The 13,014-nt window shown below is 57.8% G+C and carries 14 protein-coding genes; 7 read left to right on the forward strand and 7 right to left on the reverse strand.

The window, feature by feature from the left end:
* Positions 1–56 precede the first annotated feature (56 nt).
* Positions 57–1,040, reverse strand: coding sequence for an NAD-dependent epimerase/dehydratase family protein (locus LB462_RS23220; protein WP_224512926.1), 984 nt, complete (start codon positions 1,038–1,040; stop codon positions 57–59).
* 404 nt (positions 1,041–1,444) lie between these two features.
* Here LB462_RS23220 and LB462_RS23225 point away from each other — a divergent pair, with 404 nt between their 5' ends.
* The gene (locus tag LB462_RS23225) at positions 1,445–1,798 is read left to right on the forward strand and encodes a CAP-Gly domain protein (protein ID WP_224513177.1); all 354 of its coding nucleotides are present in this window, start codon (positions 1,445–1,447) and stop codon (positions 1,796–1,798) included.
* 603 nt (positions 1,799–2,401) lie between these two features.
* Here LB462_RS23225 and LB462_RS23230 read toward each other — a convergent pair.
* Together LB462_RS23230 and LB462_RS23235 are read right to left on the reverse strand one after the other, a co-directional pair.
* Entirely contained in the window at positions 2,402–3,061 is a 660-nt protein-coding gene (locus LB462_RS23230) for a dihydrofolate reductase family protein (protein ID WP_224512928.1), read from the reverse strand.
* A gap of 88 nt (positions 3,062–3,149) precedes the next feature.
* Positions 3,150–4,586, reverse strand: coding sequence for a mechanosensitive ion channel family protein (locus tag LB462_RS23235; protein WP_224512930.1), 1,437 nt, complete (start codon positions 4,584–4,586; stop codon positions 3,150–3,152).
* A 221-nt stretch (positions 4,587–4,807) separates the two neighbouring features.
* Here LB462_RS23235 and LB462_RS23240 point away from each other — a divergent pair, with 221 nt between their 5' ends.
* The 3 genes from LB462_RS23240 (at position 4,808) to LB462_RS23250 (ending at position 6,580) form a co-directional block, all read left to right on the forward strand.
* Positions 4,808–5,356: an RBBP9/YdeN family alpha/beta hydrolase gene (locus tag LB462_RS23240; protein WP_224512932.1), complete on the forward strand. Its 549-nt coding sequence runs from the start codon at positions 4,808–4,810 to the stop codon at positions 5,354–5,356.
* A gap of 124 nt (positions 5,357–5,480) precedes the next feature.
* The gene (locus LB462_RS23245) at positions 5,481–6,140 is read left to right on the forward strand and encodes a glutathione S-transferase family protein (RefSeq protein ID WP_224512934.1); all 660 of its coding nucleotides are present in this window, start codon (positions 5,481–5,483) and stop codon (positions 6,138–6,140) included.
* A 23-nt stretch (positions 6,141–6,163) separates the two neighbouring features.
* Positions 6,164–6,580 carry a hypothetical protein gene (locus tag LB462_RS23250; RefSeq protein WP_224512935.1) on the forward strand — a complete coding sequence of 139 codons (417 nt, stop codon included), beginning with the start codon at positions 6,164–6,166 and terminating at the stop codon, positions 6,578–6,580.
* Positions 6,581–6,620: 40 nt separating this feature from the next.
* On the opposite strand, the gene LB462_RS23255 is transcribed toward LB462_RS23250, so the two are convergent.
* On the reverse strand, positions 6,621–6,839 hold the full coding sequence (locus LB462_RS23255) for a DUF1127 domain-containing protein (RefSeq protein WP_224512937.1): 219 nt from the start codon (positions 6,837–6,839) through the stop codon (positions 6,621–6,623).
* A gap of 67 nt (positions 6,840–6,906) precedes the next feature.
* Complete coding sequence (locus LB462_RS23260; RefSeq protein WP_224512939.1) at positions 6,907–7,140, reverse strand: DUF1127 domain-containing protein; 234 nt, start codon at positions 7,138–7,140, stop codon at positions 6,907–6,909.
* A 92-nt stretch (positions 7,141–7,232) separates the two neighbouring features.
* Between LB462_RS23260 and LB462_RS23265 the strand changes: the two genes are divergently transcribed.
* On the forward strand, positions 7,233–8,648 hold the full coding sequence (locus LB462_RS23265; protein WP_224512941.1) for an aminotransferase-like domain-containing protein: 1,416 nt from the start codon (positions 7,233–7,235) through the stop codon (positions 8,646–8,648).
* A 504-nt stretch (positions 8,649–9,152) separates the two neighbouring features.
* On the opposite strand, the gene LB462_RS23270 is transcribed toward LB462_RS23265, so the two are convergent.
* Together LB462_RS23270 and LB462_RS23275 are read right to left on the reverse strand one after the other, a co-directional pair.
* Positions 9,153–9,479 (reverse strand): DUF1330 domain-containing protein, encoded by a 327-nt coding sequence (locus LB462_RS23270; protein WP_112528361.1) that lies wholly within the window; start codon positions 9,477–9,479, stop codon positions 9,153–9,155.
* A gap of 100 nt (positions 9,480–9,579) precedes the next feature.
* Positions 9,580–10,347 (reverse strand): SDR family NAD(P)-dependent oxidoreductase, encoded by a 768-nt coding sequence (locus LB462_RS23275; protein WP_224512943.1) that lies wholly within the window; start codon positions 10,345–10,347, stop codon positions 9,580–9,582.
* Between the two features lie 189 nt (positions 10,348–10,536).
* Between LB462_RS23275 and purL the strand changes: the two genes are divergently transcribed.
* Positions 10,537–12,768 carry a phosphoribosylformylglycinamidine synthase subunit PurL gene (purL, locus tag LB462_RS23280; RefSeq protein WP_224512945.1) on the forward strand — a complete coding sequence of 744 codons (2,232 nt, stop codon included), beginning with the start codon at positions 10,537–10,539 and terminating at the stop codon, positions 12,766–12,768.
* Positions 12,769–12,780: 12 nt separating this feature from the next.
* Complete coding sequence (locus LB462_RS23285) at positions 12,781–13,014, forward strand: BolA/IbaG family iron-sulfur metabolism protein (RefSeq protein WP_099998651.1); 234 nt, start codon at positions 12,781–12,783, stop codon at positions 13,012–13,014.

Genomic DNA, 13,014 nt, shown 5'->3' on the forward strand with positions numbered 1-13,014 from the left:
CCGGTGCGTGGTTCGACAAGCTCACCATGAGGGACGTTGGGGGCGGTAGGGAGCCATCACTCTACCGGGTAAGGCCCCTCGGTAAAGTTTTCTGGGTGGTAGCCCTTGGATCCGATCAAGCGGGCCAAGGGGCTGCGTGTGTCATCGCCTGCTTTCAGCCGTTCGACGAGAAACCTGAAATCATATTTCGGCTGCCAGCCGAGTTCTGTCCGCGCGCGCTCATTGACGTAGACGCGGTCGATGCTCGGCAGCATTCTCCAGCCGCGCCGCGCAAACTCGGCCGCGTATTCGGGCACACGGCGCTGCACGGCACGCGGGGCATCGGCCCGCAGATCGGCCAGATCGTCTGGCGTAAACGGCGTTGTCGCACTGATGATATAGCGGCGAAAACCCAGTGCAGGCGCCTTTTCCGCCGCCAGAAGATGCGCGCTCACGATGTCCTCGATATCCACCCGGCGGTAGAGAAACTCATTCATCTTGATGTTTTCGTCGGCAAAGCCGCTTCGCACGTCCTTGTCGTCGTCCTCTTCCGGGAAAAATCGCGACGTGCGCAGCACCATCGTCGCCAACTGCTGGTTGCGATGAAACAGCTGGCAAAGGTCTTCGGCTGCCGCCTTGGTCACCCCGTAAATATTCTTCGGGACAGGCCGCACATCTTCGGTAATCCAGGCAGCTGGCGCATCGTCGGGTGGCACCAGCGCATCGCCAAAGACACTCGTCGTGCTGGTATATATAAAAGATTTGACGCCCGCCGCCACCGCTTCTTCCAGAAGGTTCAAAGTGCCGGTGATATTGGTATCAACGAAATCCTGCCGCATGTGCGTGCCGACATGCGGCTTGTGCAGCGTGGCCGCATGGAAGACGATCTCGATACCGGCCATGCAGCGTTTGACGAAAGGCCGGTCGGCTATTGATCCGACATGGGGGGTGAACGGTCCTGCCGCGATATCGAGCCCGGCGACCTCGCGACCTCTGCCCTGCAATGTGCGCACCAGCGCCTCGCCCAGATGGCCGGAGCTGCCTGTGACCAATATCGTCATGGTTGCGTCATTCCTCCCAGAACTGGAATCGGATGAAGGTTAGCATCGGGGATGATCGGGAGTGAAGGGTGGCGGCACGGGGCGATGCCGATTATCTCTCCCCTTGCGGGAGAGAAAGCGATTTCAGCATCTTAGCCCTTGCTAAGTGCTAGAAATCGCCAGAGAGGGGATTTCAAATCATCCGCTGCTAATCCCCTCACTTGGATTTTCTAAGGATTTAGCACGTGCTAAATCCAAGAAAATCCTTTCTCTCCCACAAGGGGAGAGATAGTCACTGACCTGCCAGTGCGAGGCCGTCCGGGCCTTCGCAGCGGCCTTACTATCGCCAGACAGCTGGTATTGCATCATGGCATCTTTGAGTTTACGGCCTAGAATGAGTGCCAGTCTCACGCGGCGGGGGTAATATTATGAACGACTTTTATGTCGGACAGAAAGTCGTTTGTATCGACGACAAATTCAAGAATGTCAGCATCGATCAAATCATCCGAAAGGGCCAGATCTACACCATCCGCTGGATTGGCATGTACCAGCACTACGTCGATGGCGAATTCGTCGGCATCAAGGTCGAGGAGATCCACCGTGGCAATGATGATGGCCCCGAGGGTTACGGTGCGGCCGACATGCCTTATCGCGCGTCCCGCTTTCGTCCATTGGTGAAAGACAAGATTAGCCAACTTCGAAAGCTGTTGACCCCCAAGCCGGATGAACCGGATGAACCGGCGAAGAAAACCCCGGTGAAAAAGAAGGAGAAGGTCTGAATTTCCGGATTGGGCAAGGTATGGTGCGACCTTCATTATCGTTCGCGTCGACTGTCCAGAGCAAATTGGAACAATGCGCCGATGTTTCAAGAATTGCCGTCGGCGGCCTTATGAACGTTTCCCATTTATTCGCTATTCCTCCCCGGTTAGCCCGTGGATATCAGACCAAAGTATAACTCAGGCAAACCAGCGCATGATGGAGCATCCATCTCTGTCTCGCTACTGTGATCGTGGGTCGACATTGCTATTTGCCGTACTCACGACCGCTCCTTGTGAGCTTATATCTGACGAAGGATTGAAGCCGTGGATAAGATGGATACGCTTTGGTTAATGCTTTTTCTGATGGGCTCGGTGAGTATCGTCGCCCTTACATTCACGACCAGCGAAATATTCGCTCTGTATTGAGCTCGAACCTGCGGACTTGCAACATGAGGGCTACAACTTGGCCCTCACTACGGTCCTATAAATCGGCGAGCCGCCTGGACATGCATTCAGTAGGCCAGGCAACAGCCACTCCAGGAAATACAGCCATCAAGGTGCGATAGACCCAGCGTTTAACAGCTCAAGCGTTGCCGTTGGGGGATGACGGCACGACTGGACGGTTCACGTCAGGTTTTTACGCCGTGCCAACTCTGCCTCGCTCGGCTGTTCGGATGCGAACGAGCCAGTGACAATGTCGCCCGCGCGCACGTATTTGTTGATTGTGACGCCGGTGCCCGAGACCTTTGACGAAACGAGTTTCAGAGCGCCGGGAGAGGCATGGCTGCTGAACAGTCTCTTGCCCTTCCCCAATATGAGCGGAAACATGAAAATGTTCATCTCGTCGACCAGGCCATTTTTGAACAGAGTTTGCAGGAAACCAGTGGAACCCTGGGTCAACAGATCCGGCCCCTGCCCGCTTTTCAGCTTCGTGACTGCCGCGACCACATCCGGGCCCAGAGTTTGGCTGTTCTGCCAGTCGAGCTTCAGGTCTGGATTGCGGGTCGCGACATATTTGTTGACGCGGTCGAACAACGGACCGATCGGATGGCCGGCGTCGACATACGGCCAATAGGCGGCAAAAATGTCGTAGGTTTTCCGGCCGAGCAGAAGATCAAAAGGCTTGGCAAACATCTCCCCCACGGCCTCTTCCCCTGCCTGGTCAAAATAGGGGGCAACCCAGCCGCCATATTTGAAGTCGCCTGTTGGGTCTTCGTCCGGGCCACCTGGTGCCTGCATGATACCGTCGAGGCTTACAAAAGCACCAGTAATGATCTTTCTCATTTTTAGTCTCCTTCAACGCTGCCGTTATGCATTAAAGACGTTCGCCAGTGGCATTTGCCGACAGCGCCGAGAAAAATTGCGCATCTGTTCATTTACCTAACAAACTTCGGACTGTACGCAGGATGGATGCATGCTCTCCTCGAGACGAGGCCGTTGTCGATCCATTCCCGGTAATTCCGGCAAGGTGCTGGGTTAGCTTGTTCTGGATTTCAGGATGATCTTGGAACAGCGACGCCAAGGTCAGTCCGTCAATCTCATACGCTTCGAGCACGGTCAAAGCTTGGTATTTGGTGGCTTGGGGGACCCCATCGATCTGGCCGAATATGGCACCCGGTGCAAGTCGTAGAACTTCCACACCATCACAAAGGGCCGATGCAGCTCCCGAGCGGACAATCATCAGGCTCGATGCACTATCCGCCCCTTCGAAAAAGATATCTCCAGGCCGGTACTGCCGTAGTTTCGCCGACACTTCCAGTTTATGGAGCTCGTCCTGTTCTAGATCCGCAAAGATCGGATTGTCCTGCAACAATTCCTGCAACGTGTCCTGTGAGGCATGATTGGTGTGAATGTTTTCAACAAGGACGGAAGACGACGCCGGCGGGGCAAGAGAAATGCCGGTCTCGATACATTGGCGGTAGACCAGATCGATAAGCTCGTTTCTGGCAGGAATTCTATCTGAGGGATGCCTGACGCGGAATTGCAGTTCGATGTCCATAGCAAAGGCGTCGATACCCTTCAGCGCGACAACGGGAGCAGGATCGTGAATGATGTTGTTTGCCCCAATCATGGCTTGCCGCATCTTCTCGACGACAAAAGATGGCGGGTGCACCGGCTTCACACGGAGCGGCAGAACCAGCAGATGCGACTCGTCAGGACGATTGACGTTCGTCAGTCCGATCTTCGCCAGAAAGCTGTTCGGCAAAACGACGATGTTGTTTGCCGGCGTCAGGATGTGGGTTGAACGCCAGGTGCTCTCCACCACCCGTCCCTCGGTGCCGTCGGTTAGTATGATCCAGTCACCGATTCCATACGGGCGCCCCAATGTAAGCGCCAATCCGGAAAAGAGATCGTTCAGGGTGCTCTGCAGGGCAAGGCCAAGGATGATCGCGAGGACGCCGGAGGTCGCGAGGAGTGTTCCAATTGCAAAGTCAAACACGAAGGCGAGAACCGAGAGCGTAACCGCAAGGTAGACTGCGGCGATGATCAGGTCCTGTAACACCCGGGCCTCGCGCGGCCTGCCGTCGAGGACAATATAGATGCGGACAAAGCCGATCGAGGCCCAGGCAAGATGTACCCACCACAGCGTCTTGGCTGCGATGAGCATAGCGCCGCCTTCTCTCATTGGCTCGAACTTGAGAGGCGAGATACCGTTTGCGAACAATATTGCTGTCATCGCGGCAAAGAATGCGATCTGGACCAGAAGGCGAGCTGTCGGACGACTGCGCCCTTGCAAATGCCAGACAACGATGCCTGCAATACCGAGCGCAACAATTTGGAAAAGTGGTGAGACAAGCAGATCGAGCATAATCGGTGGCTCCTGAAGCAAGCTAACGAGGCCCGTTTCTGATTTTGGCCCCGCCAACGCTCCTTAGCTTACTTCATTGGAAGGACAAGCGCCTTTTCGTCAGTATCGACGACGAAGGCCGCAAGCATTTTTTGCCGCCAAAGCCTGGTAGACCTCCGCTCGCAGCGTTCGTCAGGCATGCCCATATTGCGCACCACCGCCATTTTTCCTAAATACGGCGCATGAAAGTCAAAGATACCGATATTATCATCGTTCCCGGCTATACCAATTCCGGCCCCGATCACTGGCAGACGCGCTGGGAGACAAAGCTTTCCACCGCGCGCCGCGTCGAGCAGGCGGAGTGGACGAAACCTGTGCGCGAGGACTGGGTGGCCGAGGTGGTCAAGGCGATCGACGCCGCGACGCGCCCGGTGGTCGTGGTGGCGCATTCGCTTGGCGTGCCGACCTTCATCCATGCTATCCCCGAGATCGGCGACAAGGTCAAAGGCGCGTTTCTGGTAACGCCGCCGGATGTTTCCAACCCGAAGATCCGGCCGAAACATCTTATGACCTTCGGCCCCTACCCGCTGGAACCGTTACCATTTCCATCCATCGTCGTTGCCAGCCGCAACGATCACTATTGCTCCTACGAAGTAGCGGATGAACTCGCCGCATCATGGGGTTCGATGATCATCGATGCGGGCGACAGCGGCCATCTCAATTCTGAATCCGGCCACGGCCCTTGGCCGGAGGGTTCGATGGTTTTTGCAAAGTTTCTCTCGCAACTTTGATACGTTGGCTTAGCTGACGGACCCCAAAAGCGATGTCTTCCTTGATCTCTGCGGGCATTGCTATAGGCTCGACCGAAGCAGTGTCTGCGGACAGCAAAAACTGCGCTTTAATGGAGGAACAGACATGAAATTATACTCGCGGCCGCTATCCCCCTATTCCTCCATCATCCGCTGCATCGCCTATTACAAACAAGCTCCCATCAAGATCGTCGCGCCGCCCTCGGGATTTCCGATCCCGGAAGAATTCCGCGCAATTTCGCCGTTCAACCGCATACCGGTGCTGATCACCGGCTCAGGCCTCACCATCGTCGAAGCCTCGGTGATCGCCGAATATCTGGAAGAGCATTTCCCCGAACCAGCGCTGCTCCCGGCAGATTCCCGCGACCGGGCCATCGTGCGCATGACTGCCCGTACGGCCGAACTCGAGGTGCTGGCGCCGGTGATGGAACTTTTCGAGCTGTTCTTCAGGAAGTCGAAGGATGATGCGCGCATCAGCAAGCTGTTCAAGCAGATGGAAATCGGCCTGACCGAGATTGAAAAGCGTATCGGTAATGGCCCTTACGCGCTGGGCGATCAGATGACGCTGGCCGACGCCTGGCTGACGCCGACACGTTTCGTCTTCAACAATTTCCGTGTGATGTCCGGCCGCGAGGATCTGCTCGATCCCTACCCCAAATTCGATGCGCTTCAGCAACTGATTATTCAGGATCCGGTGCTATCGCTGGTTTGGTACGAAATGACCGACGGGCTCAAAGTGTTCCAGGGTGAACTCGAGTCCGCTTAAATTCCAGACCGGAGAAAATACGCATGAAGACGCCGACGATCGCAATCGCCGTAATAATTTCGCTCGGCGTCCTTGCCGGTTGTCAATCGAAAGGCAAACCCGGGCCGGGCTCTCTGGCCTTCGCATCGGAAAAAGCCGCGTTGCCAACGATGGAGCGCGTGGCGATCGCCGCCAATAATTGCTGGTTCAAATCAGGCGATTCAAGCTTCAAGCCGTACCGCCTGGCGCCGGAACTGAATTCCTATTCGGGACGCCCGCGCATCCTCGTCGTCCCCGCGAGCAATCCGGGCGGTCGCCCGCTTCTCGTCGTGCATGCGGAAGGCAATCCGGCGAAGGTCGAAGCCTTCGGTCCGCTCATGAGCAATTCCGCGGGAAATCGTATCGCCGGGGATGTGCGGCGGTGGGCAGGCGGGCAGACATCGTGCTCGGCCAGCGGATGAAAATGGCTGAGGCCGTGCGCAGTGCGCCGGCCTCATCACCTCAGGAATAATACCTTTCGAGATCCGCTTCCACGTGATCGCGTGTCAAGCCGAGGTCTTTCAACCCGTCATCACCGAGCGATCCAAGCTCCAGTCTCGTCCGCCGCTTCACGGCTGCATTTTCCAGCCAACGCATGACGCGGGTAAGCAAGTCGTATTGGAATGCTGGTACCTGGCCGAAATGAAAGGACCTGCCAGGATCTATGTAGATCGGACCCATATTCGCCTCCTTGTGACGAGCGATCGCCTCTCATATCGGTATTGGCGCCCCCCGTCGCAAGAGCGCCTCAATCCCAGAAGAAACGCTTGGTCTCGCGACGCGCTTGCGCAGGTTCAATACCGACATCATTCAACAGATCATTGCTAAGCTCGCTGAGATGCATGCGCGTCCGGCGCTTCATCATCGCGTTGCCAAACCAGCGGATCAGTGCGGAGGCCGTGTGCAACAATCCGCTGTTCTGAGAACGTGCCGCGTGGCTTTCGGCGCCACCAGGCCTTCTGATTGTATCTATTGTACTCATTGTCATTGTCCTTGGGAGGTCAAATTGACTCTTTTTCGTGCGATTGTTATATGAATTGACTCAATTGGAATCGCAATAGTATAATTGTTACCATGACAAATTGGCTCCCTGAACTTGAACCCGGCAAAGGCCCGCTTTATCTGCAGCTGGCCGACCGAATCGAAACCGACATTGCCGAGGGTATCCTCGCGCCCGGCACCAAACTGCCGCCGCAGCGCAATCTCGCCTTCGATATCGGCGTGACGATAGGAACGGTCGGCCGCGCCTATAATCTCATTCGCGAACGTGGGCTTGTCAGCGGCGAAGTCGGGCGCGGCACCTATGTGACGGATCACAAGGTGGCCTCGCTGGTTCAGGCGCCGCCGCACACGGAGCCATTTGGTGGCACGCGCGGTCCGGTGGCGACACCCGGCAAGATTCGCATGGACTCAACGGCCGCCATCGAGGTCGGCCAGTCCGAGGCGATGCAACAGCTGCTGGCGGACATCACCCGACAGTTCCCGCGCGAGATGTCGAGCTATTCCCGCACCCTTCCCGCATCGTGGCAGGAAGCGGGAAGCAAATGGCTATCCGGCGCGGGCTGGGTGCCGGAACCTGCGTCCATCGTGCCGACACTCGGCGCGCATTCGGCAATTCTCGCGGTGATAGCGGCGATAACAGTTCCCGGCGACCGGGTCGCTTTCGAAGACCTGACCTATTGCTCGGCAGCACGCAGCGTCAATCTCATGGGCCGGCGCAGCATCATACTCCACACGGAAAATGGCAGCGCGACGCCCGATGATTTCGAACGGCTCTGCGCGCAGCAGCATCCCAAGCTGGTTTTTCTCATGCCATCGCTGCACAACCCGACCGCAACGACCATGCCGGAGGATCATCGCCGGGCGATTGTCGAGATCGCGCGGCGGCACAATGTCTGGATCATCGAGGACGAGATTTACGGTTCGGTGATGGGGAACGATCACATCAAGATCGCCGATCTCGCGGCGGAGCGGACATTTCATATTGGCGGGCTATCGAAATCCGTAGCGGCGGGTGTGCGTGGCGGCTGGGTCGCCTGCCCTCCGCACCTCGCGGCGCGTGTCCATACGGCGCACAAGATGGTCACGGGCGGCATGCCATTCATCATGGCGGAACTCGGCGCCCAACTGGTCAATTCAGGCGAAGCCGACGCGATCCGCGGCAAGGTCCAGACCGAGATCGCCGCGCGCGAAGCGATTGCACGCTCGGTTTTCGCGGGCATGGAGTTCTCCTCGCAGCCGCTTGCGCCATTTCTGTGGATGAAACTGCCCGACCCATGGCTTTCAGGCACGTTCAAAAGCGCTGCGCTGAATGAAGGCGTGCTTGTCGACGACGAGGACGAATTCAAACCGGGCCGCACAGAAAAGGTGTTCCATCGCGTGCGCCTCGGACTGACGGTGCCGGAAACGCGCGATGAGGTGGTTCAGGGCTTCAGCATTTTACGCCGGCTAATGGAAACGGATAATGCGAGTTATGACAGCTATTCTTGAGTTTGATTGATGGGCAGGCGAGGTCGAACCCTACTTGAAGTCAATGCCATGTGCGTGGTTCGACAAGCTCACCATGAGGGAGGTTGGTGGCTGTAAGGATAATCGCCAACGTTGCAGAAATGAACTCCCTGCAATCTCCTACCTCCCTCATGGTGAGCTTGTCGAACCACGACCGAAGCGCGTGGTCAGACGCCACCTCCCTCGTCAACTTCAACTACCTCTCCCTCCGTCAACGTGAAGCGCGTCCCTCTCCGTCATCCTCGGGCTTGACCCGAGGACCCACGGCAAAGCAGCGCTGTGAATTGAGTGGGCGTGACGGTTTCCAGGTAGGAAGGCACTCAATGAAGAGCAGCTTCCCTGCGATATCCTGCTGGATAAAATCGAGTTGGCGGAAACGCTTGCCCTCCTTTGCCGTGGGTCCTCGGGTCATCCTCGGGTTTAACCCGAGGACGAGGATGACGGAGAAGGAGGCGCTATACGGCAGCGGCGAGATGGAGCGCTTCCTCACCCCTTGCCCAAATACGGGATGGTCCCGGCGATATCGGTATCGTCGATAAGCTGGAAGCGGCTTTCGCTGCCTTCCTGGCGCGCTTTGCCGTGAGGAGCGTATTCCGGATCATTTGCAAAGGCCATGGCGGCATCCGCATCCGGAAACTGGATAAGTGCGATGAGCGTCGTCTCGAGCGGCTTGCCTTCAAGCACTTTGATATTGCCGCTGCGTGAAAGATATTTGCCGCCATGTTTCGCCGCGATATCATGCACGACAGCTGCATATTCCGGCACCCATTTGTCATCAGTGATTTTAACGTCGGCGATCAGGAAAACCGTCATTGCATTCCTCCTATGCCGGGCTGTCGAAGCCCGTAAAGTCCGGTGACCCACACGCAGTCTCGCACGGGAAAGATGCAAGTTCCAGTGAACTCTATTGAACCTAGATCGCCGTAAAGCCGTTATCGACGAACAGATGCGTGCCGGTGATGAAGCTCGCCTCGTCGCTGGCAAGGAAAAGCGCAGCACGCGCCACCTCCTCCGGCTCGCCAATGCGCCCCTGCGCTGCCATCATGGCCTCGTCCGAGACATCCACGCCTTGCTTTTGCAATTCATCCACCTCACGCAAGCCGTGCGGCGTACGGATAAACCCCGGGCAGACAGCATTGCACCTGATGTTCCTGTCGCGGAATTCCACTGCGATGGCCCGCGCAAACATGTGACACGCACCTTTGGTCGTATCGTAGAGGACTTCCATCGGCGTTGCCGCCACGGCTGAAATAGACGAGGTGCAGACGATTGAACCGCCGCCGGCGTCGAGCATTTGCGGGATGACGGCGCGCGTCATCAGATACATGGAGCGGACATTAACCGCATGCAGCCAATCCCACTCTTCGACCGTCGTCTCGAGGAACGGCTTGATGACGATGGTGCCCGCATGGTTGAACAGAACGGTGACATTGCCATATTTTTCCGCAACGCCTGCAACCGCCTTCTGCACCTGCGCTTCATCAGAAACGTCGGCAACGAAATAGCTGGCCACGCCACCGGCAGCGGTAATTTCCGTTACGGTAGCGGCAGCCGCCTGCTCGTTGCGGTCGATGATCGCCACTTTCGCGCCCTCGGCAGCGAAAAGTTTCGATGCCGCACCGCCCATGCCTGTCGCTCCACCGGAAACGATTGCCACCTTGCCTGCCAGCCTGCCCGTCATTTGAATCCCCTTGAACCCATTTTAGTGCTTGTGAGGGTGACGTTACGCCGGGCGGCTGGCCCCGACAAGCGCCGCATCCTTTGACCCGCGACCCTCTCTGTTGATTCAGTCCTTTTTCCTATCGCGCCGCGGGACTACATAAGCTAAAGAAGGCCAAAAGCTCTCCCATGTATGGATATTCCAGGACCCATGACCATTTCCAATACTGTCAAGATCACGCCGGAACTCGTGGCTTCACACGGGCTGAAGCCGGACGAATATCAGCGCATCCTCGATCTGATCGGGCGCGAGCCGAGCTTCACCGAACTTGGCATCTTTTCCGCGATGTGGAACGAGCATTGTTCCTACAAATCTTCGAAAAAGTGGCTGCGTACGCTGCCGACCACGGGGCCGCAGGTCATACAGGGGCCGGGTGAAAACGCCGGTGTCGTCGATATCGGCGATGGCGATTGCGTGGTCTTCAAGATGGAGAGCCACAACCACCCGTCCTATATAGAGCCGTACCAAGGTGCGGCGACTGGCGTCGGCGGTATCTTGCGCGATGTGTTCACCATGGGTGCACGGCCGATTGCAGCAATGAACGCGCTGCGCTTCGGCGAACCATCACACCCCAAGACACGGCATCTCGTTTCCGGCGTGGTCGAAGGCGTCGGCGGCTATGGCAATTCGTTCGGCGTGCCGACGGTTGGCGGCGAGGTCAATTTCGACGCGCGCTATAACGGCAATATCCTGGTCAATGCGTTTGCAGCGGGCCTTGCCAAGACCGATGCAATTTTCCTGTCCGAGGCCAAGGGCGTGGGCCTGCCGGTGGTTTATCTCGGAGCCAAGACCGGACGCGACGGCGTTGGCGGTGCAACCATGGCATCGGCTGAGTTTGACGAATCCATCGAGGAGAAGCGCCCTACCGTACAGGTGGGCGATCCCTTTACCGAAAAATGCCTGCTCGAGGCTTCGCTGGAACTGATGGCTTCCGGCGCCGTCATCGCCATTCAGGACATGGGTGCTGCCGGCCTCACCTGCTCGGCGGTGGAAATGGGCGCCAAAGGCAATCTCGGGATCGAACTCGATCTCAACTCCGTGCCGGTGCGCGAAGAGCGCATGACCGCCTATGAAATGATGCTGTCCGAGAGCCAGGAGCGCATGCTCATGGTGCTGCGCCCGGAAAAAGAAGAAGAGGCCGAGGGCATCTTCAAGAAATGGGGGCTGGATTTCGCCATTGTCGGCTATACGACCGACGATCTGCGCTTTCGCGTGCTGCATGACGGCGATGAAGTCGCCAATCTGCCGATCAAGGATCTCGGCGATCAGGCTCCGGAATATGACCGGCCCTGGATGGAGCCGGGCAAGCACGCCCCGCTGCCGGCCGCCAATGTGCCTGAGGTCGAGGACTATGGTGCGGCGCTGCTGCAAATGCTCAATTCGCCCGACCTTTCATCGCGCCGCTGGGTCTACGAACAATATGACACGCTGATCCAGGGCAACTCCCTGCAGGTACCGGGCGGAGACGCCGGTGTGGTACGTGTCGATGGCCATCACAGCAAGGCGCTCGCCTTTTCGTCCGATGTGACGCCGCGTTATTGCGAGGCGGACCCCTATGAGGGCGGCAAGCAGGCGGTTGCCGAATGCTGGCGCAACCTGACTGCTGTTGGCGCTGAACCGCTCGCCGCAACGGACAATCTCAACTTCGGCAATCCGGAACGGCCCGAGATCATGGGCCAGCTGGTAAAGGCAATTGGCGGCATCGGCGATGCCTGCCGCGCGCTGGCCTTCCCCATCGTCTCGGGCAATGTCTCGCTTTACAACGAGACCAACGGCCAAGCTATCCTGCCAACCCCGACCATCGCAGGCGTCGGGCTCATCCCGGACTGGACGAAGACCGCCAAGATCGGCGGCATGCGCGATGGTGATGTGCTGATCCTCGTCGGCGGCGACGGCACGCACCTCGGCCAGTCGATCTATCTTCGCGATCTGCATGGACGGGCAGACGGCCCTGCTCCCGCCGTCGATCTCGGCGTCGAGAAGCGCAATGGCGACTTCATCCGCTCCGCCATCCGCAACGGCCAGGTGACCGCCTGCCACGATCTTTCCGATGGCGGCCTCGCCATTGCCCTGAGCGAAATGTGCATGGCCTCTGGCAAAGGTGCGAATGTGGAAATCGGCGAAACCGCGCCGCATGCGCTGTTGTTCGGAGAGGACCAGGCCCGCTACGTCGTGGCGGTTGCTCCTGACATGGCAAAACTCGTCATGCTCAACGCGGAAGGTTGCGGCGTTCCGTTCCGTAACCTTGGTACAGTCGGCGGCAACGCATTGACGATTGGACGCCTGCTCTCCATATCTGTTGAGGACCTGACAAAAGCCCACGAATCGTGGTTCCCTGACTATATGAGTGGTCAGGCGGACGAAAAAACACAGGCCGCCTGAGGAGAGAACGACATGGCAATGGACGCGCGCGATATCGAAAAAATGATTCGAGACGCCATTCCGGATGCGAAAGTAACCATTCGCGATCTGGCGGGCGATGGCGACCATTACGCCGCTGAAGTCGTCGCGGAAAGCTTTCGCGGCAAGTCTCGCGTTCAGCAGCACCAGATGGTCTATGATGCGCTGAAAGGCAATATGGGCGGCGTATTGCACGCCCTCGCCCTGCAGACCAGCGCGCCGGAATAA

Origin of the sequence: Phyllobacterium chamaecytisi (genome assembly GCF_020164455.1) — a bacterium.
GTDB lineage: Bacteria > Pseudomonadota > Alphaproteobacteria > Rhizobiales > Rhizobiaceae > Phyllobacterium > Phyllobacterium chamaecytisi.